Below are 21,878 nucleotides of genomic sequence, written 5' to 3'. Positions count from 1 at the left end.
CAACATTACCAGAATGTTACGGGCAAATCGTGGCTTATATGAACGAAACAACAGTCAACCAGGGCTTGCCTTATGCAGGGATGAATGCGTAAACTTGCAGTAAGAGATGGAAAATAACGCACGCCCTAACCAACACCTTCGCAAACCCTCGGCCTTTGCCGGAGGCCGTCAGCAAGCAGGCAATCACTGGCTCGATACGGGACTTGGTAAACTGCCGCCACAAGCGCTCGATCTTGAAGAAGCGGTGTTGGGTGCGTTAATGATCGAAAAAGATGCCCTCTCATCGGTCGTTGATATTCTTAAGCCTGAAACATTCTATAAAGAGTCTCATCAGCGTATTTATAACGCGATTCTGACCCTATTCGGCAACTCTGATCCGATCGATCTGCTGACGGTTACCAATCAGCTTCGCAAAACAGGAGAGATTGAAATTGTTGGGGGCGGTGGGTTTGTCGCTGAATTAACATTCCGGGTCAATTCGGCGGCTAATATTGAATATCACGCCCGGGTCATTTCAGAACAGGCGCTGAAACGGGCGCTGATCGCGATGTCGTCTACGATTCTGCGCGATGCCTACGAGGATACAACTGATGTGTTTGAACTCCTCGACCGCACGGAGCAATCGCTCTTCAAGATTTCGGAATCGAACATCAAGAAGAATTACGCCGACATGAGTACCATTGTCCGGATGGCCTTAAATGAACTGGAAACCAAGAAAAACCAGGAAGGGCTAACCGGCGTACCATCAGGCTTTACGAATCTGGACCGGGTAACGTCGGGCTGGCAACCCACTGAATTGATCATTCTGGCGGCCAGGCCAGCCATGGGTAAAACTGCGTTTGTGGTTTCGGCGCTCCGGAATGCGGCTGTCGATCATGGTAAACCAGTTGCCATATTCTCGCTGGAGATGTCGTCGGTCCAGTTGGTTAATCGTCTTATTTCGGCCGAAGCCGAGATCGATTCCGAAAAAATCAGAAAAGGAACGCTGGCCCCCCACGAATGGACGCAATTACACCACAAAATTCAACGGCTGACCGAAGCGCCCATTTTCATTGATGATACCCCTGCCCTATCCATTCTGGAATTGCGGGCAAAATGCCGTCGTCTGAAAGCGCAGCACGACATTCAGATGGTCGTTATCGATTACCTTCAGCTGATGTCGGGCGATACGTCGGGGCGGGGTGGTGGCAACCGCGAACAGGAAATTGCGTCGATCTCACGGGCACTTAAAAACCTGGCGAAAGAACTGAACGTGCCGGTTATTGCGCTGTCGCAGTTGAGCCGGGCCGTTGAAACGCGCGGTGGCGATAAGAAACCACAGCTTTCTGACCTTCGGGAATCAGGATCAATCGAGCAGGATGCCGACATGGTCTGCTTCCTCTACCGTCCTGAATATTATAACATTACGCAGGATGAAAACGGCAATTCAACCGCTGGTATCGGCGAAGTAATCATCGCTAAAAACCGAAGTGGTTCGCTCGATACAATCCAGCTCCGGTTTATTAACAAGTTCACCAAATTCTGTGATCTGGATTCGTATTTTGAACCCGTTCCCACTCAGGGATTCAGTCCGGATACAAACGGATTGAGTAGTTTCGATTCACCACCCATGGGTAATGTCTTCAAAAGCAAGGCAAACGACCGATCCAACTTCGGTAATGCCGATCCAAGCCAGGAAACGCCATTTTAAATCGATGAGGTCTTTTTAAACCTATAAGGTCATAAAGACCTTATAGGTTTGGGTTATCGTTTCACCAATAGAGCTACATTTTCTACGTGGTGGGTATGCGGAAACATATCGACTGGCTGCACATCGGCAACCCGATACCCTTCGTCCAGAATTCCAAGATCACGCGCTTGGGTTGCCGTATTACAACTGACATATACAATACGCTCAGGAGCCGCTTTTAGCAGTTGACGGGTAACAGCTTCATCCATGCCCGCTCGGGGTGGATCAGTGATCACTACTTCCGGACGACCATGCTGATCAAAGAAACCATCCGTCAAAATGTCACGCATATCACCTGCAACAAACGTCGTGTTGGTGATCCCATTTACGTCGGCGTTGACACGGGCATCAACTACGGAGGCTTCGACGTATTCGACACCGATCACATGCTGCGCCTGTCGGGCAACGAACAAGGCGATTGTTCCCGTACCGGTATATAGATCATAAACCCGTTCGCGCCCCGTCAGCCCCGCCCAGTCGCGGGCAACTTTATAGAGATTAAACGCTTGTTGCGCATTGGTCTGGTAAAACGATTTGGGTCCAACCCGAAAGGTCAATGGTTGCGGCTCTCCGCCAAGACCACTACCCGCATCCATTAACTCTTCAATATAGGGTTTACCACCCCAATTAATGACCTCCTGGTCCTGATAGCTATCGTTTTTCTTGGTGTTGATGATGTAGTTCAACGACGTGATCTGCGGGAAAGTAGTTTGCAGGAATGTCAGCAATCCGTTCAGTATTTCCGGCTCATCCTGTGCAACCTGCACCGTCACCATGAGCTGACCGGAGGAAGCTGTTCTAATGATAAGAGTCCGAAGAAAGCCCGTATGTACTTTCAGGTTATATAAAGTTAAATCATGCCGGTTCACATAGTCGGCAACTGCCAGCCGGATGGCATTCGACGGATCGGGTTGCAGATAACAGTGATTGATCGGCAGTACTTTATCGAACCTACCCGGCACATGAAACCCAATTGCTCTGGGGTCGACAGGCTGGCTGGTACCCAGTTCGGCCTGTGTTATCCATCGGCCTTCGGCGCACGTAAATTCAAGTTTATTGCGGTAATATTGAGTCGGTTCAGCCGCCATTATCGGGCGAATGTCGGGCAATTGCACTTTACCAATTCGTGTCAAATGATCGACAACCTGCTGGTGTTTGAACCGCAATTGTTCATCGTATCGAATATGCTGCCATTTACACCCGCCACACGTACCAAAATGTTCACAAAAAGGTTGCGTTCTGACCGCCGAAAATTCGTGTATACGCTCAGCAACAGCTTCCCTGTATTGCTTTTTTTTGTTCGTGATTCGGAGGTCAACCACGTCGCCGGGAGCTACGCCTGGCCCGCCCGTTGGATTTTCTACGAAAATTACGCCCTCTTCGGTACGTACAATACATTTGCCCTCGGCTGCAACGGCATCGACCAAAACCGCGTACAACCGTTCGGGGGCTTTATGACTCCTTCTACGCATAAGTCTCCTAAAAAACCGCTAATTTAAGCAGCCGTTTCCGGACGGTCTTACTTTACCTAACCAATTCCTTTTATGGTGCATCTATACCGTAGACGCTTGTTGATGATGGGGATAATCAGTTTATTGCTGATTGTCAGTGGGGTTGTACGCGCTACGCATATCGTTGGAGGTGAATTAGAACTGCGTTATCTCGGTCCGCAGAGCGCCTATTCTCACCGAATTAATTTAAATCTTTATTTTGATGATGTGAATGGCGACCAGGGAGCCGATGATGGGCGCGTATCGGTCGGTGTTTTTTCGAAACGAACGAACGAACTTATTGGATTCGTGCCACTCAATCGGGTGAGCAGTGAATATGTTCCTTACACCAATAACAGCTGTCAGACGGCGATGCTGCGAACCCGGCTTATACGGCACACGCTGGATATCAATCTTGATCCGAATGTGTTTAACGATCCGGGTGGGTATTACTTATCCTGGGAACGATGCTGCCGCAACAGCAGCATTGTTAATTTGCAAAATCCCGGCGATGCAGGGTCAACATTTTATTTGGAATTTCCTGCCCTGTCAACCAAAAATTCATCCCCTGTTTTTACCGTTCCTAAAGGGGATTATGCCTGCATTGGTCAGCCGTTTAGCCTTGACTTTAGTGCCAAGGACGCGGATGGTGACAGTCTGAGCTATACCATTGTAACCCCTTTCAATGGATTTAGCAACCGTGGCACGCCTAACCCTGGTGCGTTAAACCAGCTTAATAATCCTATTTTCTATCCGGGGCCCTACCCGCCCGTTACCTGGATCGCGGGCGTTTCGGTTGCAAATGAAATCCCTGGTACCCAGCCACTACAGGTCAATGCGCGCACCGGGCTCTTGACCGTAACGCCCAATCGCGTGGGGCTCCATGTGTTTTCGGTGCAGGTGGATGAATTTCGAAAAGGAGTTCGGATTGGGCGCGTCCGGCGTGACTATCAGGTATTGGTGGTAGATTGTCCTAAAAACGATCCGCCAAAGTTACTCTTCAGGCCGGAAGGACAGGCAAAGTTCTATACACAGGGCACCGTGTTAACAATTGCCGAAAAAGATACCAATTGTCTTGACCTGTATGTTACCGATCCAAATCCCAACCAACGCATTCGGATTATTAATATGAGTGGATCGCTGCCCGGCCTCACCCTGGCTCCTGGCGACTTGTTTACCCGAAGTACGAGCGATACCTTACGAACCAAATTCTGTTTTGGGCGTTGTGTTGGTGGAAATGGCCAGCCCTTTACGCTATTGATTCGGGCCACCGATGAAGGGTGCCCACAAGGGTTGAGCGATACAATAAGCATCCGGCTGAACATTATTCCTTCCCCGAACAATAAACCGGTTGCTACTACGGACTTACCCAGTAACAAAGGAAATGCCACGGTTGGATCGTCATTAACCTTTACCGCATTTGGCAACGACATCGACAACGACAATATCACGATTCAGGCCGTTGGGCGTGGCTTTACGCTGGCACAGGCAGGAATGACATTTGGTTCGGCAACGGGGGTTGGCAAAGTCGCCCAACCGTTTACCTGGAAACCATCCTGCACCGATGCTACCCGTTCCGAATACATCGTGGATTTTATTGTAACCGATACCCGCTGTAATCGCAACCTGCGCGACACCGTATCGGTCAATTTAGCGGCCACTGGATTACCCAGTAAGCCGCCAACCGTTCGCACAACGCTCTCGCAACAGGTAGTCGAACTAACCGTTGGCCCCAAAGATTCAGTGGGTAGCGCCTTCACGGTTATTGGCGATGATCCCGACCGCGACACGATCCGGCTATCGGCGGTCGGCCGGGGATTTGACTACAAAGCCATGGGCATGAACTTTACCGACAAAACCGGACCCGTGGCTCTCCAATCCTTATTCGGCTGGAAACCCACCTGCGAACTGATGGCCGGTAAGTCGGAAGCTACGTTTGTGGTTGATTTTATAGCCGACGACCGATCCTGTCAGCCTAAACATACCGACACCACAACGGTCATCTTTCACGTAAAAGATCCATCAGTGGCTGCCGACATTAAAGTACCGAACGTTTTTACGCCCAATGGCGATGGTTACAATGATTTTTTTGCCGTGAATGGTCTGCCCGAAAATTCCTGTGCTGAGCAGTTTAATAAGGTTGAAATCTCGAACCGTTATGGACGGACGGTCTTTACCTCCAGTGATCCTAAATTTCGCTGGCTCGGCACGAATGATCCGGCAGGGACCTATTATTACCTCATCCAAACCACGACCCGAACGTTTAAAGGTCCTGTAACGCTAATTCGGTAAGAGGGCAACTGATTATCATACGTACCCTTTTACTGAATTCCCTTATCTTCGCATCCACGATTATGAAGGATAAAGTAGTTCTCATTACAGGGGCATCGTCGGGAATTGGCCGTGCGCTTGCGTTTGCGTTTGGCCGCGAAGGGGCCCGTATTGTTATCTGTGCCCGTAAAGCGGAAGCACTTCAGGAAGTTAGTACTGACTTGCAACAGGCAGGTATCACAGTCCTTTCGCTCATTGCCGATGTTAGCCGGGAAGCCGATGTTCAACAGCTAATTGAACAAACCATTGCCCGATTCGGAAGACTGGACATACTCATCAATAATGCAGGCATTTCAATGCGCTCCATGCTGATTGACACCGATCCTGCAGTGATCCAGAAAGTGATGGACATTAACTTTATGGGCACCGTTTATGCCACTCGTTATGCACTCCCTCATATTCTGAAAACCAAGGGCTCAATCGTTGGTATATCGTCTATTGCCGGTTACCGCGGACTTCCCGTGCGAAGTGGTTATTCAGCCTCAAAATTCGCGATGAATGGTTTTTTAGAGGCTGTACGGACGGAGTTATTGCATACAGGAGTTCACGTTTTAACAGCCTGTCCTGGCTTCACTGCATCTAACATTCGTGTTTCAGCCCTCGATGCCCACGGCCAGGCAAAGGGCGAAACCATGCGTGACGAAAGCAATATGATGAGTGCAGAAGAGTGTGCCGACTACATACTGCGGGCCGTAAAATCACGTAAACGCGAACTCATCCTGACAACGCAGGGGAAATTGACTGTTTTCATTAACAAATGGCTGCCCGCCCTTGCTGACAAACTCGTGTTCAATACGCTGGCCAAAGAGAAAGACTCTCCTCTTAAGAAATGATTGAGTGGTTGAATGATTGAATGGAATTACACACGACTCATTCAACCACTCAATCATTTAATCATTCTATCATTTCTAGATAACCCAGACATTATCGCGTCGGATGTAGTATAATTCATTGTGCCAGAACACCCGAAGGTAAATATCCTGGCTACCAATGATGTTTACTTTATGGCCACGTCCAATAATTTCGGCGACGGGTGCTGCTGCCGATGGATCCGTACGAAGCAAGACACGATCATGGCTTGTTATTCCTGACTGAACACCTTCCGGCAGGTTTACAAAGAGTAATAAACCGATTAGATACAGCAGTAAAACCCATTTCTGCCGAACTGGAATTGTTTCCTTTCGAAACAATTTAACGAGTAGTACGCCAAATGCGTACCCTGCCGGAATTAGCAAAAAGAGAAGGAAATAGATACCGTACTTTTTATAGAACAAATAAAAATAATTGAGGTCGTCCGTTTCATATCCATTGAGATTGTTAGCACGGGCCACTTCGTTCATACGGTGTAGCACGGCATCATCGGGGTGACGGTCAAAATAGACCTGAAGGTAATAAAGAAGGTGAGGTATGTCGTTCTGGTGTTCATAGGCGCTGGCCAGTTTAAGCAACATACCATCTGTGGCTGATTTTCCCTCTGCCATTGCCGTCTCATATAATTTTGCAGCATCAGCCTGAGACCCAGCGGCAAACAGCGAATCGGCCCGCCGAATTGGGTCAACCTGGGCGGCTTTCATCGGCAAGCAACCAGCCATTAGACAAAAAAATAGGCTTATTTTAAGGATAAAGGCTTGCATTGAACGAAATAAGGCTATAATTTTGCACCGCGTTTGATAAACATACCCCTTATCATATATCGCTTATCATCCAAGATTTGGTAGCTCAGCTGGTAGAGCAATACACTTTTAATGTATGGGTCCTGGGTTCGAATCCCAGCCGAATCACTAAAGTAAAAAGGAGGACAGAAATTGATTTCAATTTCTGTCCTCCTTTTTACTTTAGTGATTGTTAGCATCAGAAAGGCAAATCATTGCTTTCATCGTCAAATGTTGTGTTGAAAGGCATTGCAGCTGGTTGGCTCTGAGCAGCCGGGCGCGAAGTCTGGGGTTGCGCCGATCGTGCTGGTGCTGGTGCCGAATAACCGCTATCGCCTTCAGCCACTTCAATCCGAAAGGCACGAAGTTCAGTGTACCAGCGGTCATTATATTCACGCGACTCGGCACTAAATGTTGCTTTCAACGTGTCGCCATCGGCAAACTGTTTCAGGTCATTTGCCTTATCGCCCCAGGCTGTCAGACACACTTTTTTAGGGTACTGGCTATCAAGTGTTTCAATCACAAACTCCTGTTTATTCCATGCACCATTTTTGCCTTGTCCAGTCACTTCGGGCAATACTTTTATAAGTTTTCCTATTAGTTCGAGCGCCATGCTTTGTAAACTTTAAAACGTTATTTCAAGGACTAAAAGTACAAAATTTTGGCCACTTTGAGGGCAGTTTTCAAGAAAATATGAAAAGAAAAACAAGACAATTTGGATCCATAAAATCAAACTACTATGTTTGCACCCGCAATCAGGAAATGGCCACGTGGTGAAACTGGTAGACACGCCATCTTGAGGGGGTGGTGCTGCAAGGCATGGGAGTTCGAGTCTCCCCGTGGTCACATAATCGATTCAATATGAAGCACTTACAAGCAACGGTAAGTGCTTTTTTAATTAGTGGGTAAGACAATGTATTTCCTTTATTGCATCCCTGGTAGTTTCTTGATCATCCCTTTAGGTCTGTAGCGTAGCCGCTTGCCAGCAACTAACCGTATGTAGTCCGTATCTGTACGTAGAAACTCATTCCTGAAGGCTCGATTGAGCCAAGCCGCTGAGGCATAGATACCCCCGTAATACCTGTCTGTGCTATAGCCCAATGTTAAAGAAGCCAGACCCTGCCAGCCCAGACCCAGATGAGTTTGGGGCGATTGATTGGTAAACTTAGTTTGAGTCACCAGAATCGATAAACCAGGGCGTAGGCTCATGTTGATAAAGTAGTACTTGCCCAGTACAACTGTCTGCATATAGCCGCCATCCACCCCTAGCGCCCATGAACTAACGCCCTGTAAAGAAGAGGTGTTTTGAAAGTCGGTCAGGAGAGCAAGGGGGACCAAAGCGGAATCAGCATGAATCCGTTGATATGTTAAAAAGCTCCCAATAACCCATGAACCCGCTGCCTGTCGCTGTCCCTCCCGCTGAAGGAGGCTGGCCGGAATGGATATCTGCAAAGGATTAAACAAATACTGGACATGACTAGTGAGTGTCTGGCTTTTCAGATCATTTCGGTAGGGATACATCGAGTGATTGGCCAACCAGTCGGGCTCTAATAAATGAGGATTAGCCATATAGAAACCCCGATAAAACTGGTACTGACCTGCTATCCAGAGCCGCCGGTTATTAATGTTAAGGCTAATTCCAAAAGGCTTTGTCTTTCCTTTCTGAGCCGTATTATAGCCCAGAAAGGGCAACTTAATCGTCAATTCAGTCCCTGCCCATTTGTAGTCGAATCCCATGCCTAGCGTCCAGGCCAGGTTCGGTTTATAAAGTATGAAATGGTCTGATCCTCTTAATCGCAGGGCGTAATCCTGCCGGTCACTGATCAGATACAGATGTAAACGCCCGTAATAGGTCGTAATATAAGCTGGATTGACTCGTGGTATTTTAGTCTTCAGCAGGGTATCCAATGGAATGCCTAGCAAGCGAAGCCCCTGTCCATAAACAGTTACTGGGTTGGCCAGGCTGATCAGCAACAGCCCTGTCCACACGCTCCAGTTTTGGCAGAAAGTTGCACGTTGCTTTATTCCAGCCTTTGGAATCAGTAGGTTGCAGGACAGCATAGGAATTAGTAGCCGATTAAGATGACTACTAGCTTAATCGACAAAACAGTAAGATGTTTTTCCAGCCTCTATTTTTCCTGCTTTCCTTTTCCTGAATCAGGCTACTGGTAGGATTAAATGATCTAAGTCGGATTATCATGTTCGCTAATGGATTGAATTAGTAAAGCCCCTTACCACTCGTAATAGTTCATCAAAAAAGCACCGCAGAAAATACGGTGCTTTCCAGAAACAGGATGAATTAATCCTACTCGCTACGCAGGCTCCTGACCGGGTTCAGCAGGGCGGCCTTTATACTCTGATAACTGACCGTCAATAGTGTAATCCCTAAAGCGCCAATCGCAGCGACGACAAACACCCACCACGAAATGTCGACCCGGTAATCATACCCCTTGAGCCAGTCGGTGAGGTAGTAATAGGCAATAGGAGTAGCTATTACACAGGCAACCAACACCAACAGCGCAAAATCCTTGGTGAGTAACTGCCAGAGATTCATTACACTGGCACCCAGCACTTTGCGAATGCCGATTTCCTTAGTGCGTTGCTCGGCAATGAAACTCGCCATGCCGAAAATACCCAGGCACGAAATAAAAATGGCCAATACGGCAAAGTAGGCCGATAAGGTACCAATCCGTTCCTCCGCTTTGAATTTGCTACCATACTGCTGATCGACAAATTCATACTGAAAGGGAACATTTGGTACGTATTTCCGCCAAATCTGCTCGAGCACCGCTATTGACTGGCTCGGACTTTTAGCCGCCTTCAGGCGAATGGTCATATTCCATGGCGTATCCGAATCGATGTGATACAGCGAGGGACGAACAGGATAAAAAGGCGATTCAGCCATAATATCACTCACCACGCCAATAATCGTGTAGGGCTTATTCTCCCATTTCAGAATTTTGCCAACCGGATTCTTGAAAGGCAGAAATTGCTTCATGGCTTCATTGATGATAAAGGCCGATGAGTCGGTTGCAAACTCTCGGGAGAAATCGCGCCCTTCTTTTACTTTCCAGCCCACTGTTTTGCCCCATTCGTAGGTTACATTGGAGTTGGGAAAATCAACCCCCAGGTTAGGATCTTTGCCCGCCCAGTCAAAACCACCGTTGGTATTCCACACACCCGTCAGCGGACTACTCGAGGCCGCCATTTCTTCGATGGCACCGGCCTCTTTCAGCTCGGCCCGAAAGGCCTCGAAATGCTCTTTTATTTCTTTCTCAACGCCCAGGTTGACCAGCCCGTTGCGGTTGTAGCCAATGGGCCGGTTTTTGGCGTGCTGGATTTGTTGATAGACGACGATCGTGCCAATAATGAGGACTATGGAGACAGTAAATTGGACGACCACTAAGGCTTGGCGAGGAACAGCAGCCCACTTTCCAACCCGAAACGTGCCCTTCAGCACACTAAGCGGCTGAAACGACGACAGGTAAAAAGCCGGATAGCTACCCGCCACCAATCCGGTGATACCAATAAAAGCCAGGCAGATGAACCAGAATTGGGGCTTGTTCCAAAGAAACTCGATTTTTTTGTCGGCTACTTCATTAAAGGGCGGTAGGAGCAGTAACACCAGCAACACAGCGACCAGGAAGGCCAGAAAAACCACCAGATACGATTCGGCAAAGAATTGATTCACCAACTGCGACCGCACCGAGCCAACAGCCTTACGGATGCCCACTTCTTTGGCTCGTTTCTCGCTACGGGCTGTTGCCAGGTTCATGAAATTGATACAGGCCAGTATCAGGACAAATACGCCAATGATGCCAAACATCCAGACGTATTTGATTTGACCGCCGGTGTTCATGCCATTTTTAAATTCCCCATACAGTTCCCATTTACGCATGGGATGCAGAAAAGCCACCCATTTATACCGGGCTTCTTCCTTACTTAGATTATCAAGTTTTACGTTTTTGATTCGCGTCGACGCATCTTCCATAGCTACGTGGTCAGCCACCTGGGCGTACGTCTGACTAAAGTTGCTTCCCCAGGGTTTTTTCATTGTTTTTACCCAGGGGTTGTCGATGAGCCACAACGCCCAGGGCATAATGACACTTACTTTCCGAAACGAGGTGTTATAGGGCAGGTCTTCATAGACACCTGTCACTTTTACTTCATATTTCCGGCCGACTTTCAGCGTTTTGCCCATCGGATTCTGGTTACCAAAGAGCGACTTGGCAACCGACTCCGAAAGCATAATCGAGTAGGGATCTTTCAGCCCGGCATAGGTTCCCTGTCGCATTCGCAGCCCAAGCATGGCCGGGCCATCGGGTTCAAAATAGATCCCTTCTTTTGATACATGATTATCACCTACTGACAAAACATACGAACCTGGCCAGGACGCCTGCACCACATATTTAAAATTACTCCCATACTTTGCCCGGAGTTCGGGGCCCATGACGGCGGGGTTAGCCACCTGCGATTCGACCTTTCCATTGGAGGTAGCATGCTGCATGACCTGAGCAATTCGGTCGTAGTTAGGGTGATATTGGTTGAAACTGAACTCATCGTATACCCAAAGGCCAATGAGCATGGCAACGGCCATGCCTACCGCCAGCCCACCAATGTTGATAGCCGAATACACTTGATTCTTAGTGAGATTTCGAATAGCGATTTTGAGATAATTCTGAAGCATATCCGTTGTAGAGGGGTTTGGGTACTTATTGGTTTGTCGTTTATAGAAAAAGGGAGTAAGGTAGTGCAGCACTGCCCAACCATACTCCCGTCGGGCTTGAGTGAGACCTACCTGAGTGACACGCTTCAGGAAGATTTCCTGCAAGTCGCCCTGCAGGTCTTCCCGCCGGTGAGGGGCCACAAACCGGTCCAGTAGACGGTCGGCCCAGTGGGGCGGTCGGGGCATCGGTGGTTCAATCCATTCCTTGTTTGTTAACATCAGTTAAGGCAGGTGTTGAATTATTGACCAATCAATTGAAGTTTACCATTTGGGATTGCCTCCCACAACTGCTGGCGCATGGCCTGAATCTCAAGCAGGGCTTTGCTGCCCAAAGCCGTTAATGCAAAAAAGCGCTTCCGCCTGCCACCCCGCTCAGAAGTGGCACCACCCAGCTGCGAGGATAAATAGCCTTTTTCTTCGAGTCGGTACAGCGTGGCGTGTACGGCACTGATGGTGATGCTACGCCCGGTCTGCTGCTGAAGCTGCTCCCAGATAACGACGCCATAGGCATCGTCAGCACAAGCGGCCAACACCAGCAGGACCACTTCTTCAAACTCCCCCAGAAAGGTTCTTTTCATTGGATTGGCGCTCTGAACAGTTAGTTGTAGTAAAGCAAAACAAATCCAGTGCCAATCTGGATAATAAGGCGATTGGGAGTAGAGAGGCCCTATTTGTCCTCAAAAGATCAGTAGCGTCTGTCCAGAAACGGACAGCCAGCGGACACAGGTGGACAGCTAACTGTTAGTCTTTAAATGATCTTCTGCCAATCGAGCCGATTCCTTATCGAGAAGTTATGAGTAGTATTCGGCTAACCGCTTATTTACCTACAATCCATGCTCCTGCGCAAAGTTGATCAGTTCTGAAAGGTGGGCAATTCCCAGCTTACGGTAAATGTTCTTGCGATGTGATTTCACGGTTTCTACGCCAACGAACAACTTTTGGCTAATTTGTGGATTACTGAGTCCCAGTCGAAGTAATTTGATGATCTTGATTTCAGTAGGTGTAAGTTTGAAACGGACGACAAAGTTATCATCAGCATGAAGATCGGTTGTGGGGGGGCTCGGGAAGATACGCTCTCCGGCCATTACATGCCGGATGGTATCGAGCATAGCCGGTACGCGAACATGTTTAAGCAGATAGGCAGCAGCGCCGGCTTCATAACACTCGTTTATGAACCGTCGATAACCATACATCGTCAGCATAATTGTCTTAACCGAAGGGAAGGTAGCTGATAACTGCCTGACACACTCAAGGCCATTGGGAACAGGAAGATTGATGTCCAGCAAAACGATGTCCGGGCTATATTCATGGACGGCAGGCAGTACATCACTTCCCCGGAAAACCTGCGCTACGACCGTTACTGAGGGATCTGCCTGGGTGAGTTGCAAGGCTAGTCCATCGCTGAAAAGCGCATGATCATCAGCCAGGAGAACGCGGATTGATTCAGGGAAGGTGTAGGTCATACGGTATTTCGAGCCGAATGGTGGTACCTGCTACCGATGTGTCAACAGCCATCAGCCCTCGTAACCATTCGGTACGTGAAGCTACACTTTTAAGCCCAATTCCATTCATTGAGCCCGTGTTTTTATTGGGAAATCCCCGACCATTATCTTCTATGGTAATATTCAGCAGATCAGGATGATATACTAACTGAACAACCGACTCAGTAGCCTGACTATGGCGCACTACGTTGTTCATTAATTCCAATATAGCGCGGTATAGAGTCAACTCGGCTATTTGGGAAAGCGGAACGGTTTCACCTGCACTTATAAACAAAAATTTAATTCCTGATGAATCTTCTAACCGACGTGCAGCTTCTCCTACCGCACCAGCCAGCCCAAGCGTCATCAATTCATCGGGCATCAGATTGTGCGACACCGCTCGTACGTCGGCAATAATCTGATCGAGGAAATTGTGTGCATCGGAGCTGTTGGCGGGAAGTTTGCCACGCAGGGCAATAAGCGAAGTGCCGATGTCATCGTGCAGGTCTTTGGCAATACGTCGTCGTTCCGTTTCCTGGGCGTTGAGGAGTTGTTCGGCATACTGCTGGTGTATCGTACTAACCTCCGTTAACGACTCTTCTTTCTCTCGAATTAATTTAAATCCAATACCAATGCCTAACACGATGATCTGGACAAATGGAATAGCATAACCAAACTTAAAAAACACCCAACTTATATCGACCGAAAACAGTACCGAAATGGCAAACCAGGTAATGCTTATTAGTAGGGGGAGAAAGCTAATAAAATAGATCAAGGCTTCATATTTTCGATGAATTAGTCCAAAAACAATAAGGCCTAATATGAGAAGTTCTGTAACCAGGCCAACGATAGCTATAATGGATGAGTTTGTAAAACTGAAAGGCAGGATCAATACATAAACGGCTGCTGAGAGTGAGAGTAAGGAAATAATTTTTATACCATTAATCCATTTCCGATTCAATAGACTCCGAAGTAGCAAAAACTCAATTGTAAAATTTAATTGTGCAAATCCGGCTATACCAAACATAACCAAATGCGTGTTTTCTCCCAATAGAGGGATATTGGGCATATAGTGATCCCAGATACCTACCATGCCCATAAAAGCAATTCCGTAGCTTACGGTATAAATCGCATAATAGCATAACAGACTTTTTTTTGTTACCAGAAATAACGATAAGCTAGTTAAAAACGCAATGAGCAAAATGCCGGTGCCCAGCGAAATCAGCAGATCGAATGAAAACCCGTATTTTATAAATTCATGCTGGCTGTAAAGTGTAATAGGTAACATTAATACACTCTTCTCACGAATTGCTCGGCAATAAAGGGTTAGTGTCTGGTTCGGCTTTATGATCACTGGAAAGGCAAACATACGGTGAGCCATTGGCCGATCAACAATCGGAGTTCTACGGCTAATATGTTCCTTCCTGTAGCGTACTTTTCGCTGATCATCCACGATGTAGAAGGCAAGGTCGTCGATATAAACAAAATCCACCCCAAATACTAACGCCTGTTCCTGGTTCGCTTCATTTCGGATTTGGCATCGGACCCAATGGGCCCAGGGAGCAAATCCTATATTTAATATCTGTTTATCAACCAACTGAAAATCATACTGATTAGCCCTATCGGACAAAAGAGCCTCAATTGTTACGGTTTGAGAGGTATCACTAAAATAGGCTGCATGGCCAAAAAGTGTATTTTTTGCAAAATGGCCATCAATACGCAATACACTTGGGTTATGCTGTGCCATAGCTGTATGGCTACCCCATAAAAACAGAAAGCACAGGCAAGTACGTACCAACATGATCGTAATAGTAAAACCGAAAGCACTAGCAAAGAAAAAATAGTTTAGGGACACAAAAAATCCCCCGGTTGGGGGATAGTTTAGGGCTTTGGGGCATGATAATTTTGTGACGGTCAAAGGCTTTGTTTCAGAGCATCTACGATTGTTTGATGGGCAAACAAATGTGTCAACTAACCAATAGTTCATCAGGCTTTTTCGTACGCAGCTAACAAACAAGCGGCTTTCCGTTACCTATCCACACCTTTCTGATTAATAAAAAAGTTCCACAACTCAATCACCCCTTACCATCCATTTTTTCAATCTTTACTCATTGCAGGACTTTCGCTCATCGGTGGGCGAACGAAAACAACACGCGTGCAAACCCCAATTGGCACAGTTAATTCAGGAAAACATGGGGTTTACACACTGCTTAACGAGCTTTTATTATTACCCATGTCCTACAGTTGCTTTATGTTACTCAAACCTGCTAACATTTACATATAAAGCGCTACAATTCCTTAAGGAATAGTGCCCAATCACAGGTTCCTCTACATTCATCTCCAATGCCACCTGAAGTGGAAATTCATAAAAAGAGAGTTTTGTTTCTGCTAATGCCCTGAACTGGTAACAGCAGGCATTATTGTTGTAATCTTTTTCTGCATTAACAACTTTATTTGGATAGTAGTATACTAACGCCGTATCGTATAGACACGGCGTTTTTTATGCTATCTGTCCAAGTATAGCTATCGTTCATTTAGGCCGGGCTGGCCACTTTTATTCGTATATCGCTTTACATAACCCCTATCCGTAAATTCTGGCCAGATTAACTTAAAACACTTGCGCAGAGATTCCTTTATGATGATACTAAACAGATGAAGGCAAAGGAAACTTTAATCGTCCGCTGGCCTGGTTTTTGCTGACTGGCCAGTGAACTATTAGAAACGGTATAGAAAAGCAGAAAAGTAGGGATTTGGTCAGGTAACCAATAGCTTTTTTCGTTGAGCGATGGCAAATAGGGAGCATTAGATTCAGCTCGTGACAAGCAAGGCCCTTTGTTACCGATTTTTCTATTTAACAAATAAATGCGATATTGCATTAAACAATTAGGATTCAATACAAAAAGTGATCTTAAAGCCCGGATTCGGTGAGTCCGGGCATTTTTATGGTTTACGTTTTTGCGATGTATTACTGTTCTGTATCCGTTTCTTAAATCCGACACCTCAACGACGGTTCGCCGATGCGATTTGAAAACCTGTTCATTCAGGACAGCTGTGATTTATAAAACTGAGGTAGTCAGGTTTTTGAAACGTTCCGCACGCCAATACTCGCAAATACTGATAAATCAAGCCGTGTAGTCTCTAAGTTCAGCAGTTTTATCGATCGTAATCATTCACTCATTTCTGTAGGCAAGTTACCGTTGGGATCGACTACGACACCACTGGAAGAAGCAAATTTCCTTTCCAACAGGAGACGATAACGCAATTGACACATTCCCCAAGCAACGGTTTCGTCCGACTTAGCATCTTTAGCTGGTAAACCGACATCTCATCCATGACCCCTGCTCAACAAAACATACTATCGCTGGTCTGTCTACTGGTCATCATGGCTTATACCATAGCTAAATATGTTGACAGTCAATCTATAGTCAGATGGTCTAGTAAACAGGCTCATAACGATCAACTTAGCCCAGATAGCCTGCAAAAAAACCAACAGCGTTTAGCGGACATTGTATCACTAAACGCTGATCCCAGGCGAAAACAGAAAATAAAGGACTTCAATGATATAGCTTCCCTGCAAACGCACCTGAGCCGGATTGGGACCGGTAAATTACACGGCTGGCGGCAGGCTGATCTGGGTTGGTTATCGTTGGGCGATGTGTATCATTTCGGTTCACCTGGGCCGAACGGGCTTCGTAATAACTTTTCGCTCTCATTGCAATCCCCTTCTGAATCGTCTATTCAAACGCTTACGCTTAAGGTCAACCTCAATAACCCTAATCAGAAGCATATATTACTTATGGAATATGCTTCGATTGGCCAAAGCACCTTAAAAGCCATTGGTATTACCGCGCCGGTTGGTTTGCTAACAGCCTTACTGAATGGAGACCCTTTTGAGGACGAGAACGATCAGCGATTGATCCGCAATGTATTCGAGCCCGGTCGGATTGACTCCTGGAAACTGATTGTAGTTTCGCACTAACCAGCTCGCCAGGTTGGAAATCACATACACATCGACAGAACTGTTGCTTTCCTTAAACAGTATAATGTCACCTACGAATTTAACTAATCTAGTGACCTGACCAGTAAAACGTTCGGCTCAGAATGAGACCAGTTGTTTTATACTCATTACGTAGTCGTAAACGCTAGTAGAGAATGGAAGTTCATGTGTTTTACTAGTCAGGGATATACAACCATTATTTATAAATCGACTCAGCTCATGAAAACAATTCATTTTTCACTGGACCTTCGCTCCTTTTTTCTGGGAGCCCTTACGATAATAGGTGTTCTGATTCTGGCGAACTTTACCGCTAAGGGAACGAATCAACCAGAACCTGGCCAGATCGATACGCGCCGATTCCAGGCCGTATCAAGTGAACGGGAATCCATTATTCTCGACACCAGAACGGGCCAATTTGTCATTTTACCAAGTTACCTTGGACAACCCCGCTGGATCAAAGCCGACTTTGATGAGATTCAAACGAAGGCTAAAAAATAGCATTTTCCAGGCTCCAGCTACATTTCTGGTCGCTACTGTTGACAGATACTGATCGTGTCAGGAAGCTTGATCCGGATAGTCTGATTCCCTGACGTTTGTCCGGAATTGATACGAACGGAGTTGAAACCATTGTAGTCAACTCCGGCTTCATACTCGGTATTGGGCTCAAGACCAACTAGTTTCCCCTGTCCAGCCGTCAAAAATGATTGCTGCCAAATGTCGGCTCCAACTTTCCGGTACCGTACCCAGACGCTTGGAGAAACGACTATATCAGTTCTATTTTCGCAATAAGCAGTCACCGAAATGTCCAGATCAATCAGGTTTTGTGGATAGGTAACAGAGACAGTGTGACTTCCGCATGCATCGCTAACCATCGAACTACCAACAAGCTTACCGTCGGGCGAAAACAAGTCCAGGCGAGCAGTCCCAGACGATAGTCTGGGAATAGTAATCGTATTCTCCGATGATAAACCGTCGCTTACATATTGCTGGTTGGCATTGTAGAGTACCCATTTTATGGGCTTCCCTTCCGGTTTTCCCGATAGGACCCATTGACCTCCTTTGACACAATTCCCCGATGGTGTCCAAAAAGCTAAGTGATAGCCCGACAAATGCCTAACCGGAATCGAAACTACTAAACCAGTAACTGCCTGCGTGAGTGGTACATGTTGCTCGTAGGTCCATTCGCCTGTATTCTCGTTATAGCTAAATACGGGCAGTTGATCTCCCAGTTTTAACGGCTGGCCAGTCTGTGGATTCTTGAGTTGACCGGCGATTTCCAGCGTGGCTATAACGGGTTGGCTAAGCGTAGCCACTTTCTGACCGCTAGCCGAAGTAAGTTCAATGGACAAATACCCAATTGGCGAAAATGTCCCTTTAACATTCGCATTACCCTCGTCGTCGCGAGTTACCCGTGTGGTAAACCCTCCCGGAAAAGCACGTAGCGAGAGTTCCGTTTGACTTGAATAGGCGACCATTTGTGCTGAAAGATTCCCGGAAACAGGTTGCCCTTTAGCATCTGTCAGGAGTATATTGGCGGGTATAGTTACAGTTGCACGGCTCGTCATCGATGCGTTCGTTGGCGTCGTTATTATTTTCGCCTGTTTTGTCACACCCGTTGTTGCTGTTTCAACACCCTCCTGATTGAGAACAACGCCGGCTGGCGGGTCAGTTTTTTTTACAAGCCTGATTGAAAAGGGCTCGGGTCTGGCTTTGTCGATGAATAAATAAATGCTTGAACGGATATAACCGGTTGCGCTGACGACAATCCTTAATTCTGCCGGTTTGGAAGACGACGGCACTTCGCCTTTTAGTCCCAGAAATAAATCCGCTTTAGGACTTTGAAAGGTTGAGACGGCTTCACCCTCATAACTAACGACCCGGTTGGCATCGGGCCCGAAAATAGTAACCTGAACGGGTACACTGAGCGGAGTGCCGGTTTTAGCATCGACCACCAATCCCTGAATGGTGGTGGGCGAAGGTTCATAACTGATCTTGAACACAACCCCTCTCAGCGGATCAAGCTGTTGAATGTCTTTCAGATCCTGACATCCCACCATCAATCCAAGCAGGAGACTTGACAGGATCGACCTATACGAACGAGAACGACTTAACCAGCCAATACGTTTGTAAATGCTCATGTGGTATGGCTAATAGCGAGTGAATCGAATCGTGTAAGAAAGGCCAATGCTGATTAACGGATAATATTTCAGCGGTTTCAGATTGTTCTCGATTACTGGCCCCTGATCGCCGGAAGGTGCTAGCATACCCGTTGTTACGAGTTTGATGCCAGGGGATTGCTGGTAAAAGAATCCGACATCGGCCAGGAGCTTTACCCTGCTGCGCATAAACGGATGCCCCCAGCCAATTCCCACGTATGGGGCTATACGGGGAAAATCCGCCTTTCCTTCAACAATGCCAATCTGATCAATCGTAAAAACGACATCGTTAAATCGAACGTCTTTCGTTGGCTTACCCAGAAAGGTAACCTGATTTAAGTTGTAAAAAGCACCTGCCGTAACTCGAAATCCCGTTTGTTTAAAAGGATAATAATCGAGTAATGCGTTGAATGATAACAGATTTATCGTGTAATTAAACCCGATCTGGAGTTCATCCGTGTCATTACCCGATGTTAACGTTCCTGTATAGGTGAATTTGTTCGCACCGATTCGTAGTGCGAAATGTCGAGAAAGTGATTTATCAATGTTAATTCCGAATCCGGCTGTACCCGCATGGGCAATAAGGGCGATACCTGGCTTAAAAGCTGTACTTCTGTTGGACTGGCCTTGGCTGAGGCAGGGCAGCAATAGAACGGCCCAAATAAGAGCGAACGGCTTCATACCTCAGTCTTTCTTTAAAGTAAGCACTAGTTTATAATATACTACAATAGCATATATTTTGTTTTCTTATTCATTAATTAATTAACTATTTATCTTATTGATTCATAACGAATTAATTAGGGACTACATCCTAGAATTACTAGATCTCAATTAGATTTTGTACTACGTTAGTGCCTTACAATCAATAAGTGATTTTATGATGCATGCGCAATAGCAAGCTTACATGATCAGGCTGGCTTTACTAAGCGTGTTTAGTCCTGTTCACATCACCATCATTAATACACAGTCAGTAAATGTTGTCACTTGCTGCTCGAATGACAGGTTTATTCCACGGCCAAGACAGTAAAATTTTCCGGGAGGTTTGCGTAACCAATGGGTCGCCAGGTTTCAACCTTAGCCAAACATTGGGCGTTTCATTGCTACGAGTGATCAGCAATTAATCAAACCCACTACGATAGCTTAACAGGCAGGTTAATTTTTATAACCTATAGACACAATAGATTGTTACTAAGAGATATTAACACGCTACTAACCCATGAAACTGTCTGCTGATCAATTAGCACGTAAAGCCAACTTTAAACAGGCCAAGTTACTCATCGTTGAAGATAATGACGATCATTGGCTACTTATCCAGTCTGCGATCCGACAGTGCCTGAGCGAAGTAACAGTCGTCCGGGTTAGCACAACTCAGCAGGCACTGGATCGACTCGATCAATGGCAGTATCAGGAGTGGGAACAGCCTAAATTGATTTTGCTGGATCTATACCTTCCCCACAATACCGACGGCTGGCAGTTACTCGAACAGATCAAACAAATGCCGGCTCCACTAAGCCATATTCCGATTGTTATCTTTAGTTCATCAGAGCATAATGACGATATTCTTAAAGCCTATCAGTTGGGTGCTTCCTCTTATTTGATCAAACCTATGAATGCCGAAGAGTGGCTATTTTTTTTTCGTAAGCTACGGAGTTACTGGTGGGATACGGCTACGCTCCCGCGTTCAGGTTTTAGTTTTTGATCGTTAACTCGCCAAGTCGATACACGGCTTGTTGATGGATCAGGCACACCTTTTTAAGTTGCTCCTCATAGTTGATAAGTAGGGAGGCAAAATGATAGCTGACCGCAGCGAAATCAGGATCTTGCAGCATACTGCTTTCAGCACGACAAAGCAGTTGCTTAAAGCGGCTGATATTGCTCTCAATCATTACCATTTGCAATTCGTACTGATCGATACGTTTCTTAAGCCATTCGATCAATTCCGGATGATTGCCATTATCGGCGATTCCGGAAGTCGGCGCATAACCCAGAACTGATAGCCATTCCTGTTTCAATTCCTCGATGGCACCCAGAAAAGGCGCTCCATCAAATGCGTCGATCGGGAGATGGATTAGCTGATTATCTTCTTCCGTACAGGCTTGTATTAAAGTATTTCCCCTGCCAACAATTTCATTTAGAAAATCAAAGGCCTGTTCAAGTTCAGGAAACTGGCATGAAAACTCACGAGTTCGGCTGTTCACATCAATTGCAGTTATGAAAAGAACCATAGGGCTAACGGGTTTAACTGCGTTCAAATAGCTATAAAACGGGATTAGTCAATCAATAGCCTGTTCATAAAGCTAAAATTTAGTTTTGGGC

At 46.5% G+C, this 21,878-nt stretch carries 17 protein-coding genes and 2 tRNA genes; 8 read left to right on the top strand and 11 right to left on the bottom strand.

The features are described 5' to 3' along the window. Positions 1 to 106: 106 nt before the first annotated feature. On the top strand, positions 107 to 1,690 hold the full coding sequence (gene dnaB / locus G8759_RS18875) for a replicative DNA helicase (RefSeq protein WP_167210757.1): 1,584 nt from the start codon (positions 107 to 109) through the stop codon (positions 1,688 to 1,690). A 53-nt stretch (positions 1,691 to 1,743) separates the two neighbouring features. Here dnaB and rlmD read toward each other — a convergent pair whose 3' ends face one another. After that, on the bottom strand, positions 1,744 to 3,201 hold the full coding sequence (rlmD, locus tag G8759_RS18870; protein WP_167210754.1) for a 23S rRNA (uracil(1939)-C(5))-methyltransferase RlmD: 1,458 nt from the start codon (positions 3,199 to 3,201) through the stop codon (positions 1,744 to 1,746). Between the two features lie 72 nt (positions 3,202 to 3,273). Here rlmD and G8759_RS18865 point away from each other — a divergent pair, with 72 nt between their 5' ends. Beyond that, a complete protein-coding gene (locus tag G8759_RS18865) occupies positions 3,274 to 5,511 on the top strand; it encodes a gliding motility-associated C-terminal domain-containing protein (protein ID WP_167210751.1) in 2,238 nt (745 codons plus the stop codon). 62 nt (positions 5,512 to 5,573) lie between these two features. Continuing rightward, the gene (locus tag G8759_RS18860; RefSeq protein ID WP_167210748.1) at positions 5,574 to 6,383 is read left to right on the top strand and encodes an SDR family oxidoreductase; all 810 of its coding nucleotides are present in this window, start codon (positions 5,574 to 5,576) and stop codon (positions 6,381 to 6,383) included. 75 nt (positions 6,384 to 6,458) lie between these two features. On the opposite strand, the gene G8759_RS18855 is transcribed toward G8759_RS18860, so the two are convergent. Beyond that, positions 6,459 to 7,124, bottom strand: a complete 666-nt coding sequence (locus G8759_RS18855; protein ID WP_232073869.1) for a hypothetical protein — start codon at positions 7,122 to 7,124, stop codon at positions 6,459 to 6,461. 134 nt (positions 7,125 to 7,258) lie between these two features. Between G8759_RS18855 and G8759_RS18850 the strand changes: the two genes are divergently transcribed. Continuing rightward, a tRNA-Lys gene (locus tag G8759_RS18850) sits at positions 7,259 to 7,331 on the top strand. Between the two features lie 70 nt (positions 7,332 to 7,401). Here the strand turns inward: G8759_RS18850 and G8759_RS18845 are convergent. Beyond that, the gene (locus G8759_RS18845) at positions 7,402 to 7,815 is read right to left on the bottom strand and encodes a DUF3127 domain-containing protein (protein ID WP_167210742.1); all 414 of its coding nucleotides are present in this window, start codon (positions 7,813 to 7,815) and stop codon (positions 7,402 to 7,404) included. Between the two features lie 151 nt (positions 7,816 to 7,966). Here G8759_RS18845 and G8759_RS18840 point away from each other — a divergent pair. Beyond that, positions 7,967 to 8,048: transfer RNA gene (locus G8759_RS18840), tRNA-Leu, on the top strand. Positions 8,049 to 8,126: 78 nt separating this feature from the next. Here G8759_RS18840 and G8759_RS18835 read toward each other — a convergent pair. From G8759_RS18835 to G8759_RS18815, 5 genes are all read right to left on the bottom strand, one after another. After that, a complete protein-coding gene (locus G8759_RS18835) occupies positions 8,127 to 9,263 on the bottom strand; it encodes a DUF4421 family protein (protein WP_167210739.1) in 1,137 nt (378 codons plus the stop codon). 244 nt (positions 9,264 to 9,507) lie between these two features. Beyond that, positions 9,508 to 12,147 (bottom strand): ABC transporter permease, encoded by a 2,640-nt coding sequence (locus G8759_RS18830; RefSeq protein ID WP_232073868.1) that lies wholly within the window; start codon positions 12,145 to 12,147, stop codon positions 9,508 to 9,510. Between the two features lie 20 nt (positions 12,148 to 12,167). Continuing rightward, positions 12,168 to 12,506 carry a PadR family transcriptional regulator gene (locus tag G8759_RS18825; protein WP_167210736.1) on the bottom strand — a complete coding sequence of 113 codons (339 nt, stop codon included), beginning with the start codon at positions 12,504 to 12,506 and terminating at the stop codon, positions 12,168 to 12,170. Between the two features lie 246 nt (positions 12,507 to 12,752). Next, complete coding sequence (locus G8759_RS18820) at positions 12,753 to 13,391, bottom strand: response regulator (protein ID WP_167210733.1); 639 nt, start codon at positions 13,389 to 13,391, stop codon at positions 12,753 to 12,755. Next, positions 13,372 to 15,210: a sensor histidine kinase gene (locus tag G8759_RS18815; protein ID WP_167210730.1), complete on the bottom strand. Its 1,839-nt coding sequence runs from the start codon at positions 15,208 to 15,210 to the stop codon at positions 13,372 to 13,374. Before G8759_RS18815 ends, G8759_RS18820 begins: the two co-directional genes overlap by 20 nt. A gap of 1,530 nt (positions 15,211 to 16,740) precedes the next feature. Between G8759_RS18815 and G8759_RS18810 the strand changes: the two genes are divergently transcribed. Both G8759_RS18810 and G8759_RS18805 read left to right on the top strand, forming a co-directional pair. Continuing rightward, positions 16,741 to 17,388: a hypothetical protein gene (locus tag G8759_RS18810; protein ID WP_167210728.1), complete on the top strand. Its 648-nt coding sequence runs from the start codon at positions 16,741 to 16,743 to the stop codon at positions 17,386 to 17,388. Positions 17,389 to 17,625: 237 nt separating this feature from the next. Then, a complete protein-coding gene (locus tag G8759_RS18805) occupies positions 17,626 to 17,904 on the top strand; it encodes a hypothetical protein (protein WP_167210725.1) in 279 nt (92 codons plus the stop codon). Between the two features lie 32 nt (positions 17,905 to 17,936). Here G8759_RS18805 and G8759_RS18800 read toward each other — a convergent pair whose 3' ends face one another. Next, positions 17,937 to 19,544 (bottom strand): hypothetical protein, encoded by a 1,608-nt coding sequence (locus tag G8759_RS18800; RefSeq protein ID WP_167210722.1) that lies wholly within the window; start codon positions 19,542 to 19,544, stop codon positions 17,937 to 17,939. Between the two features lie 9 nt (positions 19,545 to 19,553). Then, complete coding sequence (locus tag G8759_RS18795; protein ID WP_167210719.1) at positions 19,554 to 20,243, bottom strand: hypothetical protein; 690 nt, start codon at positions 20,241 to 20,243, stop codon at positions 19,554 to 19,556. Between the two features lie 535 nt (positions 20,244 to 20,778). Between G8759_RS18795 and G8759_RS18790 the strand changes: the two genes are divergently transcribed. Then, on the top strand, positions 20,779 to 21,261 hold the full coding sequence (locus tag G8759_RS18790; protein WP_167210717.1) for a response regulator: 483 nt from the start codon (positions 20,779 to 20,781) through the stop codon (positions 21,259 to 21,261). On the opposite strand, the gene G8759_RS18785 is transcribed toward G8759_RS18790, so the two are convergent. Next, positions 21,251 to 21,787 (bottom strand): hypothetical protein, encoded by a 537-nt coding sequence (locus G8759_RS18785; protein WP_167210713.1) that lies wholly within the window; start codon positions 21,785 to 21,787, stop codon positions 21,251 to 21,253. The two genes, G8759_RS18790 and G8759_RS18785, sit on opposite strands and share 11 nt — an antisense overlap. Between the last annotated feature and the right edge of the window lie 91 nt (positions 21,788 to 21,878).

The organism is Spirosoma aureum, assembly GCF_011604685.1.
GTDB lineage: Bacteria > Bacteroidota > Bacteroidia > Cytophagales > Spirosomataceae > Spirosoma > Spirosoma aureum.
This window is presented reverse-complemented; position numbering and strand designations above follow the sequence as displayed.

What these genes read in the sequence shown, in the direction of transcription:
- dnaB (WP_167210757.1), top strand. Translation starts at nt 107, where the DNA reads ATGGAAAATAACGCACGCCCTAACCAACACCTTCGCAAACCCTCGGCC.
- rlmD (WP_167210754.1), bottom strand. Translation starts at nt 3,201, where the DNA reads ATGCGTAGAAGGAGTCATAAAGCCCCCGAACGGTTGTACGCGGTTTTG.
- G8759_RS18865 (WP_167210751.1), top strand. Translation starts at nt 3,274, where the DNA reads ATGGTGCATCTATACCGTAGACGCTTGTTGATGATGGGGATAATCAGT.
- G8759_RS18860 (WP_167210748.1), top strand. Translation starts at nt 5,574, where the DNA reads ATGAAGGATAAAGTAGTTCTCATTACAGGGGCATCGTCGGGAATTGGC.
- G8759_RS18855 (WP_232073869.1), bottom strand. Translation starts at nt 7,124, where the DNA reads ATGAAAGCCGCCCAGGTTGACCCAATTCGGCGGGCCGATTCGCTGTTT.
- G8759_RS18845 (WP_167210742.1), bottom strand. Translation starts at nt 7,815, where the DNA reads ATGGCGCTCGAACTAATAGGAAAACTTATAAAAGTATTGCCCGAAGTG.
- G8759_RS18835 (WP_167210739.1), bottom strand. Translation starts at nt 9,263, where the DNA reads ATGCTGTCCTGCAACCTACTGATTCCAAAGGCTGGAATAAAGCAACGT.
- G8759_RS18830 (WP_232073868.1), bottom strand. Translation starts at nt 12,147, where the DNA reads ATGTTAACAAACAAGGAATGGATTGAACCACCGATGCCCCGACCGCCC.
- G8759_RS18825 (WP_167210736.1), bottom strand. Translation starts at nt 12,506, where the DNA reads ATGAAAAGAACCTTTCTGGGGGAGTTTGAAGAAGTGGTCCTGCTGGTG.
- G8759_RS18820 (WP_167210733.1), bottom strand. Translation starts at nt 13,391, where the DNA reads ATGACCTACACCTTCCCTGAATCAATCCGCGTTCTCCTGGCTGATGAT.
- G8759_RS18815 (WP_167210730.1), bottom strand. Translation starts at nt 15,210, where the DNA reads ATGTTGGTACGTACTTGCCTGTGCTTTCTGTTTTTATGGGGTAGCCAT.
- G8759_RS18810 (WP_167210728.1), top strand. Translation starts at nt 16,741, where the DNA reads ATGACCCCTGCTCAACAAAACATACTATCGCTGGTCTGTCTACTGGTC.
- G8759_RS18805 (WP_167210725.1), top strand. Translation starts at nt 17,626, where the DNA reads ATGAAAACAATTCATTTTTCACTGGACCTTCGCTCCTTTTTTCTGGGA.
- G8759_RS18800 (WP_167210722.1), bottom strand. Translation starts at nt 19,544, where the DNA reads ATGAGCATTTACAAACGTATTGGCTGGTTAAGTCGTTCTCGTTCGTAT.
- G8759_RS18795 (WP_167210719.1), bottom strand. Translation starts at nt 20,243, where the DNA reads ATGAAGCCGTTCGCTCTTATTTGGGCCGTTCTATTGCTGCCCTGCCTC.
- G8759_RS18790 (WP_167210717.1), top strand. Translation starts at nt 20,779, where the DNA reads ATGAAACTGTCTGCTGATCAATTAGCACGTAAAGCCAACTTTAAACAG.
- G8759_RS18785 (WP_167210713.1), bottom strand. Translation starts at nt 21,787, where the DNA reads ATGGTTCTTTTCATAACTGCAATTGATGTGAACAGCCGAACTCGTGAG.